The following is an 18820-nucleotide window of genomic DNA, read 5'->3' on the forward strand; positions in this document are numbered from 1 at the left end:
GGTTTATGTCGGGCCGGGTTTTTCGTAATGGCCGGCAACTTTCAGAGGTTCCACGTGCAGCGCCACGTGCGTATCGCTTCCGAAGCGCCGGCGCAGCCGTTCCTCGATGGCGGTGGCATGCTGGTGGGCGTCGTAAAGGGTGGTTTCGCCCGCCATGCGGATGTGCATTTCGATGGCGATGTGGTTGCCCAGGCTCCGCGTTCGCAGGTTGTGGATGCCGCTCACGCCCGTTTCAGCCTCCGCTATGCGCACGATTTCGTCCTCCACCTCGTCGGGCAGACTCTGTTCCAGCAGTTCGCCGAAGGCTTCCTTCACCAGTGCAGAGGCGGCGCGGATGATGAACACGCTCACGATGAGGGCTGCCAGAGGGTCGAGTACGGCCCAGCGGCCGCCCAACAGGATGGCTCCACCAATGCCGAGTGCCGTTCCCACCGACGAGAGGGCATCGCTGCGGTGGTGCCAGGCGTTGGCTTCAACGGCGGCAGAACGGGCCTTTCGGCCGGCCCGGATGGTGAAGCGGTAGGCCCACTCCTTGAGAGCGATACTCACCAGTGCCGCCACCAGCGCGATGACGCCGGGCTGGCTGAGCTGCTGCCCCTGCACGGCCATCCACGTGCGGGCCACGCCACGGTAGCAAATCATGGCCCCCACGCCCAGCAGGGCCAGGCCTATAACGGCTGTGGCCAGGGTCTCGTACTTGCCGTGACCGTAGTCGTGGCTCTTGTCCTTGGGCTTGCTGCCGAGCTTGACGAACACCAGCACGACGGCATCTGTAACCAAGTCGGTGAGCGAATGCACCGCATCAGCTATCATGGCGGTGGAGTTTCCGAGTATTCCTGCTGCGAACTTGAACGCCAGGAGCACGATGTTGATGATGCCCCCGCCTATAGTCACCTTGTAGATAGTCCGCCGGCGGCGGGTTGCTTCTTGCTGTTCCATACGCTTGCTTGTCTGTATCTGTAAGTCTGCCGGGCGCTGATGGCTGCCCGGCAGGGCTAAAATTCGTAGGTATATCCTATCGAGAGGTTCAGCGGGCGGGTAGTTCCAAGCCCACTCTCGTGGCGCAGGGCGTACTCTGCCTTGAGTATGAGCGTGCTCCAAGGCACGAAGTTAAGCCCTACGGTGTATTTGTTGAGGGCCATGGAATGAGGCAGGTAGACGCCGTCGAAGCGGCCGAAGAGCGTGAGCTCCGTGCCTTCCGCGGCCGCCGCAGCAAGCACATTGTAGCCTGCCTCCATGCCTACGGAGTGCGCCCGGGCATCGGACGCCCAGACGGCCGAGCCGCTCACGGTCCACCCGTTGGCCTCGTAGGAGCCGTCGAGTGCGGCATAGAGAATGCCGTCAGTTCCCACAAAGTCGGGCGCATAGAGGCGTGCGGAGCCCCGGCTTGCCGTTCCCCAGTAGGAGCTAAGGGCCAGGCTGAGGTCCTGAACGGGACTGTAGGCCACGCGGGCGGCACCTCCCAGCAGCCGCGAGCGGCGCAGCGGCGTGGCCGCATAGGCCAAGGCAGCCAGCGAGTAGCTCCATCGGCCGCGCTCGCCCCACAGCGTGAGGCCGCCCTCATGCCACGTCATGGGCATGAGCAGGGCTTCGCTCTCGGGGTCGTAGATGGTGAGGGCGGGGCCTCCGGAGTTGGTTACGCCCACCGGAACCTCCACGATGCCGGCCTTGACCTGTATGGCCGGGCTGAACAACTTGTTGAGATAGAGCTTGTTGGTGGCAAAGTTATCGCGGAAGCTGTTGCCCCACGCGCCGGCTGTATAGAAGCGTTCGTACTCCACCTCGGCCGTAACAGACCAGCCGCGGCCCAGCACCGCCTCGGCCGAGAGCGTGATGTGAGGGAAGTCCCACATAGTAGGTTCGGCCTTGCCGGCCTCGTATCCGTAGTTCACTTCGGTGTTGGCAGAGCCGTGTATGCCGCGGGCGGCGGTGCTGTCGGTATCGGCCGCATGAGTTGAAAGGGAGCTGTGGACAAGGTACACAGCCGTCAGAATTCTGTAAAAAGCAGTCATCGGGTCATGTAAATTAATGTGTGCAAAGGTAAGAAAATATCTTCACAGCCTGCTCCCGGAGGCGAAAAATAACACCGCCGGCGGGCTATTATCGGATTATTTGACTAACTTTGCATCCGTATATACAAAATTTTATCATTCAAATGTCACTAAAATGCGGTATCGTAGGACTGCCCAACGTGGGCAAGTCTACGCTTTTCAACTGTCTGTCGAGCGCCAAGGCGCAGGCTGCCAACTTCCCGTTCTGCACCATAGAGCCCAATCTGGGCGTCATCACCGTACCCGACGAGCGCCTCACTAAGCTCGCCGAAATCGTTCATCCGGGCCGTATCGTGCCCGCGACCTGCGAGATTGTGGACATTGCCGGACTGGTGAAGGGAGCCAGCAAGGGCGAAGGACTGGGCAACAAGTTCCTGGGCAACATCCGCGAGTGCGACGCCATCATCCACGTAATACGCTGTTTCGACGACGACAACGTGGTGCGCGAGGGCGGCGCTCCCGTCGACCCGCAGGCCGACAAGGAAATAATAGACACCGAACTGCAGCTCAAAGACCTTGAAACCATTGAGGGCCAGCTGGCCAAACAGCAAAAGGTGGCCGCCACGGGCAACAAGGACGCCAAGGTAATGGTTACCGTGCTGGAAGCCTACAAGCAAGCGCTGGAGCAGGGGAAGAATGCCCGCACCGTTACCTTCGACAGCAAGGAGGAGCTCCAGGCAGCCCATGACCTCTTCCTGCTCACCACTAAACCGGTGCTGTACGTGTGCAACGTAGACGAAAGCAGCGCCCACGAAGGCAACGATTACTCACGACTGATAGAGCAGATAGCTGCCCGGGAGGGTGCCGAAGCCATGGTGATAGCCGCCAAGACGGAAGAAGACATCGCCTCGCTCGACACCTACGAGGACAAGCAGATGTTCCTCCAAGAGCTCGGCTTGCAGGAGAGTGGCGTCAACAGGCTCATCAAGAAGGCTTATCACCTGCTCAACCTGCAGACCTTCATCACAGCAGGAGAGATGGAGGTAAAGGCCTGGACCTACCACAAAGGATGGAAGGCACCGCAGTGTGCGGGCGTTATACACACCGACTTCGAGAAAGGTTTCATCCGTGCCGAGGTCATCAAGTACGACGACTACATCCGTTACGGCTCCGAGGCTGCCGTCCGCGAGGCCGGCAAACTGGCCATCGAGGGCAAGGACTACGAAGTACAAGACGGCGACATCATGCACTTCCGCTTCAATGTCTGACACCCGCCGCACCCTCATTGCGGCCCAAACAAGAAAACAACGATATGGAATTACTCAACTACATCGTCTGGAATCCGGACATGTTCGCCTTCAGGATAGGCTCCTGGGGCGTGAGATGGTACTCCCTGTGCTGGCTCATAGGGCTCGCGCTGGGCTACTTGCTCATGAAGAAACTGTACGAGGAGCAGGGCATTACGTGGCAGGAACGCGTGCAAGGACGCAAGAAGGTGAAGGTAAACGTCTTCGACCCGCTCTTCATCTACATCTTCGTGAGCGTGCTGGTGGGCGCCCGTCTGGGCCATTGTATCTTCTATGAACCCGACCGTTTCCTGACTTCGGTACAGGGATTTGTGGAGATGCTGCTCCCCATTCACTTCCTGCAAGGCGGCGGATGGAAGTACACAGGCTACGAGGGGCTGGCTTCTCACGGCGGCGTGATAGGCATGCTGGTGGCCATTTGGCTGTACTGCCGCAACACCAAGGTGCCTCTGTGGACGGTGCTCGACAACATGGGCATCTGCTGTGGCGTCACTGCAGGCTTCATAAGGGTAGGAAATCTGATGAATTCAGAGATTATCGGCAAGGTGACCGATGTGCCCTGGGCCTTCATCTTCGAGCAAGTTGACAAGGCGCCCCGCCACCCCGGCCAGCTTTACGAGGCCCTGGCGTACTTCGCCTTCTTAATAGTAGTGCTCTTCATCTACAGGCGCCGCGGCCCCGCATCAGTGGGTACGGGCTTTTACTTCGGCCTTTGCCTGACGGTAATCTTCACTTTCCGCTTCCTTATCGAGTACACAAAGGACATACAGGTGGCCTTCGAAGCCGGCCTGCCGCTCGACATGGGACAGATACTCAGCATCCCCTTCATCCTCATTGGTGTGGCCTGCATGGTAGGCGGACCGTGGATGAAGCGGCTGGGAGCCAAGTAACGCGATGGTGGACGGCATCAGAACGCTGCCCGCCCCTGCGCTCCTTGGTTCATCATCCCCTCCTAACCTCCCCTTTCCAAGGGGAGGAAACGATGCCACAAGCTGCTATCAGGAGCAGGAAAAGCCTGTATCCTCCCCTTAAAAAGTGAAAGGAAACGCTGCCATAAGCAGCCATCAGGAGCAGGACAAATCTGTATCCTCCCCTTAGAAAGAGGAGGTTAGGAGGGGATGATATCCGCAGCAAGAAACCAATATACTGCCATGTGGTCATCCCCTCCTCCGCCTCCCCTTTCTAAGGGGAGGATACCAGTTAGCCTTATTGCATATAGTTGCTTGCTCATTTCCACTAACAAGCAACTCTGCAGCAAACCAGCAAAAGCCCCGAAGCAGAGGTTCCTCCCCTTAAAAAGTGAAAGGAAACGCTGCCACAAGCCACTATCAGGAGCAGGACAAACCTGTATCCTCCCCTTAGAAAGGGGAGGTTAGGAGGGGATGATGAACCAAGCAGCTTGACCGTACAACACATATTCACCAACAGCACCGCTGCAAACCTGCCACCAAACACCACTATCCAAGTAGCCGCTCCGCACAACCGCTCGGGTTGCAACGAGGCTGAAAGGGGCTTTCTGATGCCTATTTGGGATAGTGCTGTAAGTATTTGAAAACCAGACTGATAGCAAACTATCTCGTTGGAGCATAGCTTCAAGGCGCTTGGAGGTGGCATTCAAGGCGCTTGAAGCTATCCGTCAAGAGGCTTGAACGGGGCCTATCAGATAAACGAAAACGGACAGGGGCTGTGCTGCTGCACAACTGCTGTCCGTTTTTTGCTGTGTTTCCGGCCGTCCGGGGCGCCCGCCCTACTCTCCTCCCGTGAGTATCCGCTTGATGTCGTTGAGCTTGTTGAGGGCCTCCACGGGCGTTAGGTTGTTGACGTCGAGCCCCAGTATCTCGTCGCGTATCTGCGAGAGCACGGGGTCGTCGAGCTGGAAGAAGCTCAGCTGCATGCCTTCGCGGCTCTCCTCCAGGTGCTTTACGCTGGGCTTGCCCACGGTGCCCACCTGGGCGTTGTCGGCCTCGAGCTGCTTCAGTATCACGTTGGCGCGCTTGACGATGGATTTGGGCATGCCCGCTATCTCGGCCACGTGGATGCCGAAAGAGTGCTCGGAGCCGCCCCGCTCGAGCTTGCGCAGGAAGATGACCTTGCCGTCAACCTCCTTGACACTTACGTTGTAGTTCTTTATCCGGCTGAAGTTCTTCTCCATCTCGTTGAGTTCGTGGTAGTGGGTGGCGAAGAGCGTGCGGGCGCGAGCTTTGGGATGCTCGTGCAGGTACTCCACGATGGCCCAGGCGATGGAGATGCCGTCGTAGGTTGAAGTTCCCCTTCCGAGCTCGTCGAAGAGCACGAGCGAGCGCGGGGTGACGTTGTTCAGGATGTCGGAAGCCTCGGTCATCTCCACCATGAAGGTTGATTCGCCGAGCGAGAGGTTATCAGAAGCGCCCACGCGGGTGAAGATTTTATCCACCACACCTATCCTGGCGCTCTCTGCGGGCACAAAGCTGCCCGTCTGCGAGAGCAGCACGATGAGCGCCGTCTGGCGCAGCAGGGCGCTTTTTCCGGCCATGTTGGGGCCTGTAATGATGATTATCTGCTGCTTCTCGGTGTCCAGCAGGATGTCGTTAGGCACGTATCGCTCTCCTGCGGGCAGCTGGGTCTCGATGACGGGATGGCGTCCTTGCCGGATGTCGAGCACATCCGAGTCGTTTACCACGGGCCTCACGTAGCCGTACTCCTCCGCTGTCTTGGCGAAAGAGAGCAGACAGTCGAGCCTTGCTATGAGGTTGGCGTTTATCTGTATCTGCGGAATGAACTCCTGCATGGCCGTTACCAGCTCGCCGAAGAGGCGCGCTTCGAGCTCCTGTATCTTCTCCTCGGCGCCCAGTATCTTCTCTTCGTACTCCTTGAGTTCCTGGGTTATGTAGCGTTCTGCTTGTGCCAGGGTTTGCTTGCGCACCCAGTCGGCGGGCACCTTGTCACGGAACGTGTTGCGTACTTCTAAGTAATAGCCGAACACGTTGTTGTAACCAACCTTCAGGCTCGTTATGCCCGTTTGCGCTGTTTCGCGCTCCTGTATCTTCATCAGGTAGTCCTTGCCGCCGTGCGAGATGCTGCGCAGCTCGTCGAGTTCGGCGTTGTAGCCGCTTGCTATTACGTCTCCCTTGTTCACGAGCTGCGGTGGGTCGGCCACGATTTCATGCTCTATGCGGTCGCGCAGGCTCTCGCAGAGGCTCAGCTGCTCGCCCATGCGCTTCAAACTCTCGTCCTTCGCGTAGAGGCAAGCTGTCTTTATAAGGGCCGTGGCGGTAAGTGCATGCTTGAGCTGCACCACCTCGCGCGGCGACACTCGGCCCACCGCAACCTTGGAGATGATGCGTTCCAGGTCGCCGATGCGGTGCAGCTGCTCGTCTGCCAGCTGCCGGAACTCGGGCTCCTTGAAGTAATATTCCACCACGTCCTGCCGCTGCGTGATGGCTTTAACGTCCTTCAGCGGGAACACGAGCCACCGTTTGAGCATGCGTCCGCCCATGGGCGTGACCGTTCGGTCTATGACATCGAGCAGCGAGGAGCCGTCTTCCTGCATGGGTTGCAGCAGCTCCAGCGAGCGTATGGTGAACTTGTCGAGCCTTACGTAGCGCTCTTCTTCGATGCGCGAGAGGGCCGTTATGTGGCCTATGTGCGTGTGCTGCGTGAGCTCCAGGTACTGCATGATGGCGCCGGAGGCTATGATGCCGCTCTTCAGATGCTCCACTCCGAAGCCCTTGAGGTTCTTGGTGCCGAAGTGTTTGAGCAGCTTCTGGCGTGCACTCTGCTCGGTAAAGACCCAGTCATCGAGCTCGAACACGCAGTAGCGCGTGCCGAAGTAGCGCTCAAAGTCCTGCTTGCGGGCCCGGTCGTAGAGCACTTCCTTGGGCGAGAAGTTGCCGAGCAGCTTCTCTACATAGTCGAACGTGCCCTCTCCTGTGAGGAATTCACCGGTCGAAATGTCCAGGAAACTCACCCCGCAGGCACCCTTTCCGAAGTGCACTGCAGCCAGGAAGTTGTTTTCCTTGTAGTTAAGCACGTTGTCGCTCATGGCAACGCCCGGCGTTACCAGTTCGGTAATGCCGCGCTTCACCATCTTGTCCATCTCCGTGAGGCCCTTCTTTCCCTTTATCTGTTCGCGCTTTTTCTTCGGGTCCTCCAGCTGGTCGCAGATGGCGACCCGCTTGCCCGCGCGGATGAGTTTGGGCAGATAGGTGTCCAGGGCATGATGAGGAAAGCCCGCCATCTCCGACCCCACCGAGGCTCCATTGTTGCGGTGAGTGAGCGTTATGCCCAGTATCTTGGCCGCCTCGATGGCATCGTCGCAGTACGTTTCGTAGAAGTCGCCGCACCGGAACAGCAGTAACGCGTCCGGATGCTTGGCCTTCATGGAGAAGAACTGCTTCATCATCGGGGTCAGCCCCTTGTCATTCTTTGCCATATCTCGTTTCTCTTTCTTACTCGTTTGGTGCCTGTTTGCCGCCTACTGCACTGCCTCGGCAGCACGGGTGGCAGTATGCAAAGATACTGAAAAATGGTTTCTTCTCAAAAAATATAACTATTTTTGTGTCACAAAAGCCATCTGCCGGCGTACTGCCTGTAGAAGAACGGATTTAAACTCACACGTATGAAAAAGCAAATCTCTACCCTACTGCTGCTCTGCCTGCTGCTTACACTCACGGCAGGAGCCGCCAAACAGAAAGAAACCGACTACACCCAAGGCTCTTCCGTCACGCTGCCGCTGACCGGCTTCAGCGCCATCGACAACGCCATCATGGTCACTGTGCGCTACGTGCAGGGCTCAACGTACGGCGTGAAGGCATGGAACTACGACGCCAACAGGCACAACCTGTACGTGAAAGACGGCGTGCTGTACCTGCGCAGCCATAAGTCTAACGACAGGGAAGCGTACGTGCTACGGCTCCGACTCGACATTACGGCGCCTCACCTCAATGCCATCCGCAACAGCGGAATGCTCAACCTGGAGGCCCAAACGGTAAAAGCCGGCAACTTCGGACTTCGTAACAGCGGCACGGGAGCCATCACTCTGGGCCGCGTAGAGTGCCAGCGGCTGGGCTGCTCCAACTCCGGCACGCTCACCTTCAGCGGTACCGTGACCGCCAAGAAGGCCGAGCTGCACAACAGCGGCATAGGTAACTGCACCCTGACGGCCAATGCCGACGAGATGGAAGTGCACAACTCGGGCGTATCGAGGCTCACGCTCAACTTCAAGGGTGGCAGCATCAGCATACACAACAGCGGCAGCGGAACCAGCAACATCAACGTTGACTGCCGACGGCTGACGGCCTACAACAGCGGCGTAGACAAGTTTACCATTGCCGGGTCGGCAGATGACACGAACATAACCACCAACGGCGTGGCCAAGATAGATACCAAGAACCTGAACAGGTACTGATTTACGCCACCCCCACACCTACCGAACAAACGAGAAAAGCACCGAGAACATGACCGCAGAGGAGTTCAAGCAGGAAACCGGCAGCTGCCGCGAGAAGCTCGTCAGCATAGCTGCGGGCTATCTGAAGAACCGCGACGCCGCCCAAGACATCGTGCAGGACGCCCTGCTAAAGCTCTGGACAATGTGCTCGGAGCTCCGTTCGCCGCTGCTGCCGCTGGCCTCCGTGCTCACCCGCAATCTCTCCCTCGACCGGCTGAGGCGGCATCTGCCCGTACAATCTCTCTCTGCCGAAGATGCCGCCGACGGCGGGGATGAGCGCACGGAGCATGAACGCATCGAGCACATGATGCACCTCATCGAGTCGCTCCCGGCCCGGCAGCAGGTCTTCCTGCGCCTGCGCCACCTGCAGGGCATGGAGTACGGCGACATCGCACGCCTGGCCGGCTGCACCGAAACCACTGCCCGCAAGGCCGTGAGCCGCGCCCGGCAGGCCGTGAGAGACCAATTTCTAAAGGAACAAAGACAATGAAACAGGAAGACATCAAGCACCTCGTAGACAAGTTCTTCGACGGAGAAACCTCGCTCGAAGAAGAGAGCAGGCTCTATGCCTACTTCCGTCAGGAGTCCCTGCCGGCCTCTCTGCAGCCCTACCGCGAGCTCTTTGCCAGCCTGCAGGCCGTCTCGCTGCCGCCTGCCGACCAGCTGCAAGCCCGCCGCAGGCCCCTGCTGCTGCGCTGGGCCGTGGCTGCAGCAGCCTCGCTGCTGGTGTTCATCACCGCCGCCGGCCTGTGGCAACAGCACAGCGAGCAGCTCCTGGCACGCCAGTACGAGGGCAGCTACATGATAGTAAACGGCCGCCGGATTGACAACCTGAGCGAGATGAAGCCCACGATAGAGCAGACGCTCGCCGAAGCCGACCGCATCAAACACGAAATACAACAAGCATCAGCCCAATGAAAAGAACACTCTGTACGCTCTGCCTCTGCCTGCTCGCGTGGCTGGCAGCATCGGCACAGAACCAGATAGACGAGCTGGTAAGCCACTACTCCATCATAGGCAACGGCTCGTTCACCACCGTCGTGAAGCGTAACCCCAAGACCCGAGCCGTGCAGATGGTGGTCAAGACGCTCACGCTCAGCGGCCAGCACACGCGCTCCATGCTCCGTGCGTTCACGCAGGAGAAGAACAGCGGCACCTGGATGGAGCGCAAGGAGGGCGACACAACCATCCTTACGCTCGTTACGCACCAGCCCGGCAAGGAGCGCATCTACACCCTCCGCTACAGCGCGGACAACGCCTACACCGGCTCCAAGACCACCATCATCATTACCATGAAATAAAACCGGCGGCAGGAGAAGTCACCTCCCGCCGCCTTATCCGTATTCACCCATCATCCAACACCTCACCATCCATCACCCAACACCCATCACCCAGCCACCCAACACCCATCACCCAGCCACCCAACACCTATCACCCAACAACTTTCGACACTTGTCTAACAATCGTGTGACACCTGTCGAACAATCGTGCGACAAGTGTCGAAAGTTGCTGAACGATAACTCCGGGAACCCGTAAGGCCCGTTTCCGCACCCCCGCTGCACCGCTTCGGGCGGCCGGCAACGGCTCTGCCATCGGCTTTTAACTACAGAGTGAGCGCAGCGAACGGTAACTTCTTTAACTTCCTTAACTTCTAAAAAAAGCAGCGAACGGTAACTTCTTTAACTTCCTTAACTTCTTAAAAAAGCAGCGAACGGTAACTTCCTTCACTTCATTAACTTCCTAATTCCGCCTTTCTCTGGGCCTCGTAGGCGTCAATCTTGTTGAGATAGAACTCGCGGAAGTCCTTCCAGTGGTAGTAGGGGGCGCAGTCCGTGGCGATGGGCAGCGTGGCCTCGTCCTCGTTCTGCAGCACTTTGAAGAGCACGTCCTTGTCGTCCGGCGACCTCCGATAGAACACTAACTGGATGTTACAGGCCATAGGAAAGATGCGATAGTCGTACCATTGCTCGTCGTCCAGCCGCTCCAAGTCGTCTATCTGCTTACCGTAGCCGTTGATGTCGAGCAAACACGTGAGGGGCATCACCATGGTATCGTGGCCGAAACGCAGCGTGGCGCCGGGCTTGGGCAGGGCGATGCAGCTGTCTGCCTCGCTGATTATCTTGCGCAGGAGGTTGCGTTGCACAAAGGGTTGGCGCCCCTCCGTGAGCGGCGAGGGGCCGTAGGCAATGTACCACCAGGCGTTGCCACAGAGCCAGCTGTCGTACATTTCGTCGAATGTAAAGATGTCGTAGAGCGACAGCTTGTGCCTCAGTTCGGTGCTCTGCACGTTGCTGGCCAGCTTGAAAAGCTGGTCGCAGAGGCGCTGACCTTTGACCTCATGCTGCCAGTAGGCCTCGTCGTTGAAGAGCACCTGCATCAGGTGGCGGTAGTTCTGGTGGCGGCGGGCAAAGTCGTCGTAGGCCTTGCGGGCCTCCGGGCGCCGTTTCTCGCTAACCAGCAGCGTGTCGTCATAGTTCATGTAGTACATGTCGTGGTAGCTTGCATCGTGCCTGATGCGCAGCTGCGGGTTCATGACGAGCAGCTGCTGCAGGGCATTCTCCATCGAGAGAATGCAGCGGATAACGACCGTACTCTTGGCATCAACGTTGGCGGAGCCTGCAAACACCTCCGGAAAACGCTCGTACATGCGGCGCGCGATGTCCTTGTGCTGCTCGGCACCGCGCTGGGTCAGCTCGCCGTCTCGGCCCCTGGCTTCGTCGCGAATGAGGCTTACTTTCTGCAAAACTTCCTTTCCTTTGGCCGTCAGTTTGCCCAGGCTGTCGGCCCGGAGCAGGGTGAGATAAGGCTGGTCGTAGTCCTTCGTGCCGATGAGATAGCGCGAACCGTGGCGCCCGTAGTGGCTGATGTAGAAGGGTTTGTAGCCCTCCGGGGCCGGTGTAAGCTGCTTTTTCTGCGGCCCGGGATAAGCATAATAGTTGCTGCCGGAGATGCTGATGTCGCGCCGGAAGTCCTTGCGCGACTGCTGGGCATGGATACCTGCCGAAACGAACAAGGCCAGCAGGAGGACAAGATACTTTTTCATGATGCGTTGCTTTGATTGTACGGCAAAGTTAAGATAAATATCATGGACGGGCAAATAATCGCATCAATTTTCGTATATTTGCAGGGCGACGGCGCCGGTCGGCCCCATCCGCAAACCCAAACACCAACCGTCATGAACAAGAACATTCTCTCCGCCCTGCTCTTCGTACTGCTGCCATGCCTGCAGTTGCCTGCCCAGATAACGCTCGTGGAACAGGGCAAGCCCAAAGCCCGCATCGTTTACAATGCCCGCAACGCCGCTGATGCCTCGGCGGCACAGCTGCTCAACAAGTTCATTGGCCGCATCTCGGGCACCCGGCTGCCCACAGTGGGCGACGTGAAGGATGCCCGCAGGGGCGACGTAGTGATAGGCGGGCAGACTGAAAGGGCAGGGGAGGACGGCTTCCTCATCCGTTGCAGCGACGGGAGGCTGACCATCAGCAGCGGTGGCGACAAGGGTTCGCTGCTCGGGGTGGTGCATCTGCTGGAGCGATACCTGGGCTGCGACTACTTTGCCCGCAACGTGTGGCAGGCGCCCAAGCGGCAAACCATTACCCTGCCGGCACTGGACTGGGCCGAGACGCCGGCCTTCCGCTACCGCCAGACGCAGAGTTACGGCACCGAGGATGCCGACTACCGCGCCTGGTACGGACTGGAGGAACCCGACCAGATGTTTGCCGGAAACCTGTGGGTGCACACCTTCAACCAGATTCTGCCGGCCAGCCGATACGGCCGACGGCACCCGGAATGGTACTCGATGATTAACGGCCGCCGCCAGCCCGGCGACCACTCGCAGTGGTGCCTCACCAATGAGGAGGTGTTCGAGGCCGCCTGCAACAAGATTGACAGCATCTTCCGCGCCCATCCGGGCATGAAGATGATATCCGTGAGCCAGAACGACGGCAACAACACCAACTGCCAATGCCCCTCCTGCCGCAGGCTGGAAGAGGCCGAAGGGTCGCCCTCCGGGCCCATCATCCACTTCATGAACAAGCTCGCCAGGCGCTTTCCGGACAAGGAATTCTCCACCCTCGCCTACCTTTTCTCCATGCAACCGCCGCGCCATGTGCGGCCGCTGCCCAACGTGAACATCATGCTCTGCAGCATCGACTGCCGCCGCGAGGTGCCGCTGACCGACAATGAGAGCGGGCGCGAGTTCATGAGAGCCATCGACGGATGGGCCAAGATATCGCGCAACATCTTTGTGTGGGACTACGGAATAAACTTCGACAACATGGTTGCTCCATTCCCCAACCTGCACGTGCTGCAACCTAACATGCGCATATTCCGCAGCCACAACGCCAACATGCTGTTCGAGCAGGTGAACGGAACACGCGGAACAGACTTCGCGGAGCTGCGCGGCTACCTCATCGGCAAGCTGATGTGGAACCCCGATATGAACGCAGATTCGCTCACGCACGCCTTCCTTAGCGGCTATTACGGTGCCGCCGCGCCCGCCATCTACCAATACCTAAAGGTGCGTGAGGGCGCCTTGCTGGCCGGCGAGGCACCGCTGTGGATTTACGACTCGACCATTTCGCACAAGGACGGAATGCTCAACGACCGCTGCATGAAGCGCTACCAGCAGCTCTTCGACGAAGCAGAAGCGGCCGTGGAGGCCGACAGCGTGCTGCTAAGCCGCGTGCAGCTGAGCCGCCTGCCCATCATGTACGCCGAGCTGGAGATTGCCCGCACGCGCACGGGAGGAGATACCGACGACATCCGCCGCAAAGTGGCAACCTTCAAACAGCAGTGCATCCGCTTTGGCGTAAAGAGCCTGAACGAGCGCAACAACAGCCCGGCAGACTACTGCGACCTGTACCTCAAGCGCTTCATGCCGCAGGCCGAACCCAGCAAGGCCATAGGAGCAAAGGTTACCTACCAGCAGCCTCCGGCCGAAAGATACCGCAACATAGCCGACCGGGCACTGACGGACGGCCTCTACGGAGGCGCCAGCTACGTGGAGAGTTGGGTGGGGTGGGAAGGCAAGGACGCCGACTTTACCATCGACCTGGGCCGCGAGATGCCCGTTACTGCCGTCTCTACCGACTGCCTGCACCAGCTTGGAGCGTGGGTGCTGCTGCCCCGCAGCGTAACCTATCAGGTCTCTGCGGACGGCCGCCGGTACGTTCCATTCGGCCAGCCTTACGTCTTCAGCGAGGACCGCGACCTCACCATCAAGTACAAACAGGCCACGGCAAACGTGCCGCAGGCCGTGAACGTGCGCTATATCAAGGTGCATGTGGCCACGATAGGGCAGTGTCCGGCGTGGCACTACGGCGTGGGGCACCCCGCCTGGTTCTTTATTGATGAGGTGGAAGTTAAAACCTCTCCCCGACCCTCCCCGAAGGGGAGGGAGGTACTTACAGCGTCTCCCTCGCTCTCTCTTGAAGAATAAGGGGGCGAAAGGAGGAGAGTTTCGCACTCGCTTCACAAGAATGAGGGTACGAAAGGATAAGAGTTTCCCGCTCGCTTCACAAGAATGAGGGTACGAAAGGGGGAGAGTTTCACACTCGCTTCACAAAGGAGAGGGAGCTGGAGGAAAGGAGTGGGGGCGTTGGAGGTATCGTTCAAGGGACTTGATGATGCCCTTCAAGGGGCTTGAAGGTATGGGTCAAGAGGCTTGAACGATAGCTCTTTCAAACGCGCTCATAATCAGCGGGTTATCTTCTCCTGTCCTCCGCCTTCCAAGGAGAGGATAAGTGGGCCACGCGGAACTGGCAGATAAAGGAATGAGAACAGCAGATAAGCAAAGCTGACGGGCCGGCCTCCTCCCCTTGGAAAGGGGAGGTTGGGAGGGGATGACAGGTTACTTGCTTCGCCAAACACATAACCCGGTACCCTTAACTCACAGAAAACAAAAAGGCGGACGAACAAACTACAGCCCTAAACTGCGTTTATTCGTCCGCCTACAAGTACCTCCCTCCCCTTCGGGGAGGGTCGGGGAGGGGTTTTGTTTACTTCACCCTGTCCAGCAGCTCCTGCGGTAGCTTGGGCATGGCGCCGTTCTGCGTGCACACAAAGGCACTCACCTCAACGGCCAGCTTGTGGGCTTCCTGCATGGGCATGCCGGCAAGTATGGCGGCCGTAAAGCCTCCGGTAAAGGAGTCGCCGGCGCCAACGGTGTCGGCAACGTCTACGAGCGGCGTCTCCTGATAGCTCACCAGGCCCGGTGCAAACACGTAGGAGCCGTTTACGCCGCACGTGAGCACGAGCATGTTCAGATTGTACTTGCCCAGTATGAGCCAGCACTTGTTCTCCATGTCGAGGCCCGGATAGCCGAAGAGGCGGCCGATGGTAACCAGCTCCTCGTCGTTTATCTTGAGCACGTTGCAGCTGCGCAGGCTGTCGCAAATTACCTCTTTGGAGTAGAAGTTCTGACGTAGATTGATGTCGAATATCTTGAGGCAGGACATTGGCGTGGCGCCGAGGAAGCGGCGGATGGTGTCGCGCGACACGCTGCTGCGCTGGGCCAGCGAGCCGAAGCACACGGCCTGGCAGTTGTGGGCGGCCTCCTCAATCTCGGGAGTAAAGGGGATGTTGTCCCATGCCACATCGGTCTTGATGTCGTAGGTAGGCACACCCTCATCGTCGAGTGTTACCTGCACGGTTCCTGTAGGAAAGTCAACGCGCGGCATGATGTAGTGCAGCTGTTTCTCGTCAAAGGCTTTCAGGGTTTCTGTTCCCAGTTCGTCGTTGCCCACTGCACTGATGGCATAGGCTTCGTTGCCAAACTGGCTGGCGTGATAAGCAAAGTTAGCGGGCGCTCCGCCCAGTTTTCGTCCTTCGGGAAGGCAGTCCCAGAGAGCCTCTCCCAGTCCAACAATTATCTTTTTCATTTGATTTTTGGGGTTTGTTTTTATTTGTAGAAGTTGGAGAAGATAAAGAAGTTATCGCTTCCTTCGGTCGCTCGAGAAGTTAAAGCCAATGGTTTGGCGTTTCAGGAACAAGGCAAATGGCCTTTAACTTCCGTATCTTCTTTAACTTCTTTAACTTCTGTAATCATCTTGTTTGCTAAAACCTAATGTTTAATCTTCGGAATGTACGACAGCACGTACAGCACACCAACGGCCATGATGAGCACTGCGCCCTTCTGTCCTATGGCGTCGCTGGCGAATCCCATGAGTAAAGGAAAGACCGTGCCGCCGAAGAGTCCCATGATCATCAGGCCCGAAACCTCGTTCTTCTTTTCCGGAACGCTGAGCAAAGCCTGCGTGAACACGATGGAGAAAAGGTTGGAGTTGCCGTAGCCCACCAGTGCAATGGCCGTGTAGAGCACCAGCTTGGAGGTTCCGAAGAACAGTCCCACCATGCTCAAAACCAGCATGCAGGTGGAGATGATGAAGAAGCTCTTGTTGCTCATCACGCGCAGGAAGAAGCTGCCGGTGAGGCATCCGATGGTACGGAAGATAAAGTAGAGCGAGGTGGCAAAGGCCGCATCGTTGAGCGTCATGCCCAACCGCTCCATCAAAATCTTAGGAGCAGTGGTGTTGGTGCCCACGTCGATGCCCACGTGGCACATGATGGCAAGGAACGAGAAGAGCACGATGGGCGTGCCGAGCAGCTTGAGGCACTCGGCAAAAGTTGAGGGCTTGCCCTCTATCTTCTCCTCCTCAATGGGCGTGGAGAGCAGCAGCAGCGACGCCACAATGCCGATTACCATGTATATAGGGAACAGTACGCGCCACTCGAGGCCAAAGCTCGGGATGGTGGCTTTGGCTCCCCACATGGCTATATACGGTGCCATGAACGACGCGATGGCCTTTACGAACTGGCCGAAGGTGAGCGTCGAGGCCAGGTTTCCGCCCTTGATGACGGTAGAAACCAGCGGGTTAAGCGACGTCTGCATGAGCGCGTTGCCGATGCCAAGGAGCGAGAAGGCTACCAGCATGAGGTAGAACCCCTCGCCGAAGATGGGCAGCAGCAGCGAAAATACGGTGATGACGAGCGACAGCAGCACTGTTTTCTTGCGCCCGATGCGGTTCATCAGCATGCCCGTAGGCACGGAGAAAATGAGGAACCAGAAAAATACAAGCGACGGAAACACGTTGGCCACGGAGTCTGTAAGCCCCAAGTCTTCTTTTACATAATTGGAGGCAATGCCCACCAAGTCCACGAATCCCATTGCGAAAAAGCACAGCATGATGGGAATCAAAGTCAGTTTTTTAGTCTTGCTCATTGTTGTTTATAGGTTTGATAGGTTTTTACTTCGTTGCCGGTTGTGCCGGTTGCGCCTTCAGTTCGTACACGGTAGCCTTGGCCTTTCCCTTTATCGAGAGCGCGTTATAGGGCTCCGAGGGGAACACGAGGTTCGTCATGGCCGTCTTGCCGTTGTTGCCGAAGGCCTCTATGCTGCAGCGGTCGATGAACAGGCGCAGCGTTTTGAGCGGGCCGAAGGTGGGCGCCGTGGTGGTTGCTGCAAAGGACTCGCTGAACGAGGTGTCGCCACTCTTGCTGCGGTTCATGGCAAGCGTCTGCGCAGCAGCATCGTAACTCATCACCACCTCTTCGCCTTTACGGTTCCTGAGTGTCAGGGTGAAGCTGCCTTTTACGTTGACTTCTACCTCCGAAGTCTCCGTAGGATGAGCGGTCTTGCGGCCCCTCACGGCTTCCATCTCCCTGCAGGGAGCCGACGCCATGTAGGTTTCGCCGTTGCTGCTGAACAGGTACAGGTCGCGTGCTATGGAGTTGGCAGAGCGGTACTGGCGCGTGGGAACCTGGTTTGCATACTGCCAGTTGCTCATCCAAGCCATTGCTACGGCCCGGCCGGAGGGGGCATTGTCGAAGGTTACTGTTGCGTAGTGGTCCTTCCCGAAGTCCATCCATTTGGTCGTTGAAGGGCTGCTTTCACAGGTGAACTTGTGGCCGTCGAAAGTGCCGGTAAAGTACTGCGTGGCGCTTCCTCCGAACGGTCCGCCCGGATTAATGTTCAATATGAGCGCCCACTTCCGGCTTCCGGTGCCCTCAACGGGCAGGCGCAGCATGTCCGGACACTCCCAGACGCCGTCGTGGTTGCCGTATCCGTTGCCGAAGGAACTCTCGTAACGCCATTCTTTCAGGTTCTTGGAAGAGTAGAAACGCACCTCCTGGCCGGCCGCGAGAACGAGGTTCCACTCGCCCGTCTCATCGTTCCAGAAGACGTTGGGGTCGCGGAAATCGGGCACGTCGCCCGTTATCACGGGGTTGCCTGCATACTTCGTAAAGGTCTGCCCGCCATCGGTAGAGTAGGCGAGGCTCTGCACCTGGCTTGCTCCTGCCGATGTGTAGATGGCCACCACGGCACCAGCACCGAAGCCGGCCGTGTTGTCCTTGTCAACCACAGCACTGCCGCTGAATATCGTACCCAGCCCATCAGGCTCAATGGCGTTGGGCTGTTGCGTCCAGGTTACGAGGTCCCGGCTCGTTGAATGGCCCCATGTCATGTTCTCCCACTGGCTTCCGTAGGGGTTGTACTGGAAGTACAGGTGCCACACACCGTCCTTGTAGAACATGCCGTTGGGGTCGTTCATCCAGCCGTAGGCCGGCGTATGGTGGTACGAAGGCCTGAAGCGCTCGGTGTTGCGGGTATCAAAAGCGTCGGCGTACTTCATGTTCTGCCAGCACGAGAAGTCCTTGATGACTCCCTTGGAACGGCGTTCGCCCTGGAAAGTGATGTCGAGCAGGGCCTCGGGGGCACCCAGCGACTGCAGTTCCAGCGGCACATAATAGTCTACATGGTCAACGGCAAGGCGGCAGTTGAACTGCTTCACCACCTTGTTATCAACGATTACGTTCACGTGCGCAATCTCTTCTTTCTCCTCGACGGGCAGCAGCAGATACCTCTGCGAGGTGGTTACGCGCTTCATGGCGTGGTTATCGCCGAGGAAGGACTGCGCATGCAGCCCGGCCACTGCACCGACCAGACAGAGACACAGCATAAGGATTTTCTTGTTAATAGTCATTACGTTCGTCATTAGATTTGATGGGACAAAAGTAAACATTATCCTTTAAAAGGGATAATAAAAATCGTTCATTCTGTTGTGTTTTTGTTACATTGAACGAAAAAACACACGGAA

14 protein-coding genes are annotated in these 18820 nt (G+C 58.0%); 7 read left to right on the forward strand and 7 right to left on the reverse strand.

The features are described 5' to 3' along the window. Nucleotides 1–3: 3 nt before the first annotated feature. The gene (locus BMW31_RS02130; protein WP_091820501.1) at nucleotides 4–939 is read right to left on the reverse strand and encodes a cation diffusion facilitator family transporter; all 936 of its coding nucleotides are present in this window, start codon (nucleotides 937–939) and stop codon (nucleotides 4–6) included. Nucleotides 940–995: 56 nt separating this feature from the next. Then, nucleotides 996–2012: a hypothetical protein gene (locus BMW31_RS02135; protein WP_091820504.1), complete on the reverse strand. Its 1017-nt coding sequence runs from the start codon at nucleotides 2010–2012 to the stop codon at nucleotides 996–998. A gap of 143 nt (nucleotides 2013–2155) precedes the next feature. Between BMW31_RS02135 and ychF the strand changes: the two genes are divergently transcribed. Then, entirely contained in the window at nucleotides 2156–3259 is a 1104-nt protein-coding gene (ychF, locus tag BMW31_RS02140) for a redox-regulated ATPase YchF (protein WP_091820507.1), read from the forward strand. Nucleotides 3260–3303: 44 nt separating this feature from the next. Beyond that, nucleotides 3304–4188: a prolipoprotein diacylglyceryl transferase gene (lgt, locus tag BMW31_RS02145; RefSeq protein ID WP_091820510.1), complete on the forward strand. Its 885-nt coding sequence runs from the start codon at nucleotides 3304–3306 to the stop codon at nucleotides 4186–4188. Nucleotides 4189–5045: 857 nt separating this feature from the next. Here lgt and mutS read toward each other — a convergent pair. Continuing rightward, entirely contained in the window at nucleotides 5046–7709 is a 2664-nt protein-coding gene (gene mutS / locus BMW31_RS02150) for a DNA mismatch repair protein MutS (protein ID WP_091820513.1), read from the reverse strand. A gap of 186 nt (nucleotides 7710–7895) precedes the next feature. On the opposite strand from mutS, the gene BMW31_RS02155 reads away from it, so the two are divergent. The 4 genes from BMW31_RS02155 to BMW31_RS02170 are packed head-to-tail and all read left to right on the forward strand — an operon-like array spanning nucleotide 7896 to nucleotide 10024. Then, nucleotides 7896–8684 (forward strand): GIN domain-containing protein, encoded by a 789-nt coding sequence (locus BMW31_RS02155; RefSeq protein WP_091820515.1) that lies wholly within the window; start codon nucleotides 7896–7898, stop codon nucleotides 8682–8684. A gap of 49 nt (nucleotides 8685–8733) precedes the next feature. After that, nucleotides 8734–9213 (forward strand): RNA polymerase sigma factor, encoded by a 480-nt coding sequence (locus tag BMW31_RS02160; RefSeq protein ID WP_091820517.1) that lies wholly within the window; start codon nucleotides 8734–8736, stop codon nucleotides 9211–9213. Next, complete coding sequence (locus BMW31_RS02165) at nucleotides 9210–9641, forward strand: hypothetical protein (protein ID WP_091820519.1); 432 nt, start codon at nucleotides 9210–9212, stop codon at nucleotides 9639–9641. Before BMW31_RS02160 ends, BMW31_RS02165 begins: the two co-directional genes overlap by 4 nt. After that, a complete protein-coding gene (locus BMW31_RS02170) occupies nucleotides 9638–10024 on the forward strand; it encodes a DUF5024 domain-containing protein (protein ID WP_091820520.1) in 387 nt (128 codons plus the stop codon). Before BMW31_RS02165 ends, BMW31_RS02170 begins: the two co-directional genes overlap by 4 nt. A 431-nt stretch (nucleotides 10025–10455) precedes the next feature. On the opposite strand, the gene BMW31_RS02175 is transcribed toward BMW31_RS02170, so the two are convergent. Continuing rightward, complete coding sequence (locus tag BMW31_RS02175) at nucleotides 10456–11766, reverse strand: histidine-type phosphatase (RefSeq protein WP_091820522.1); 1311 nt, start codon at nucleotides 11764–11766, stop codon at nucleotides 10456–10458. Nucleotides 11767–11898: 132 nt separating this feature from the next. Between BMW31_RS02175 and BMW31_RS02180 the strand changes: the two genes are divergently transcribed. Then, entirely contained in the window at nucleotides 11899–14163 is a 2265-nt protein-coding gene (locus tag BMW31_RS02180) for a DUF4838 domain-containing protein (protein WP_091820728.1), read from the forward strand. Nucleotides 14164–14722: 559 nt separating this feature from the next. Here the strand turns inward: BMW31_RS02180 and BMW31_RS02185 are convergent. The 3 genes from BMW31_RS02185 to BMW31_RS02195 form a co-directional block, all read right to left on the reverse strand. Next, on the reverse strand, nucleotides 14723–15604 hold the full coding sequence (locus BMW31_RS02185; protein ID WP_091820525.1) for a carbohydrate kinase family protein: 882 nt from the start codon (nucleotides 15602–15604) through the stop codon (nucleotides 14723–14725). A 182-nt stretch (nucleotides 15605–15786) separates the two neighbouring features. After that, nucleotides 15787–16944 carry an MFS transporter gene (locus BMW31_RS02190; RefSeq protein WP_091820528.1) on the reverse strand — a complete coding sequence of 386 codons (1158 nt, stop codon included), beginning with the start codon at nucleotides 16942–16944 and terminating at the stop codon, nucleotides 15787–15789. A 25-nt stretch (nucleotides 16945–16969) separates the two neighbouring features. Further along, nucleotides 16970–18706 carry a glycoside hydrolase family 32 protein gene (locus tag BMW31_RS02195; RefSeq protein ID WP_177166252.1) on the reverse strand — a complete coding sequence of 579 codons (1737 nt, stop codon included), beginning with the start codon at nucleotides 18704–18706 and terminating at the stop codon, nucleotides 16970–16972. Nucleotides 18707–18820 lie beyond the last annotated feature (114 nt).

Origin of the sequence: Prevotella sp. kh1p2 (genome assembly GCF_900111525.1) — a bacterium.
Taxonomy (GTDB): Bacteria; Bacteroidota; Bacteroidia; order Bacteroidales; family Bacteroidaceae; genus Prevotella.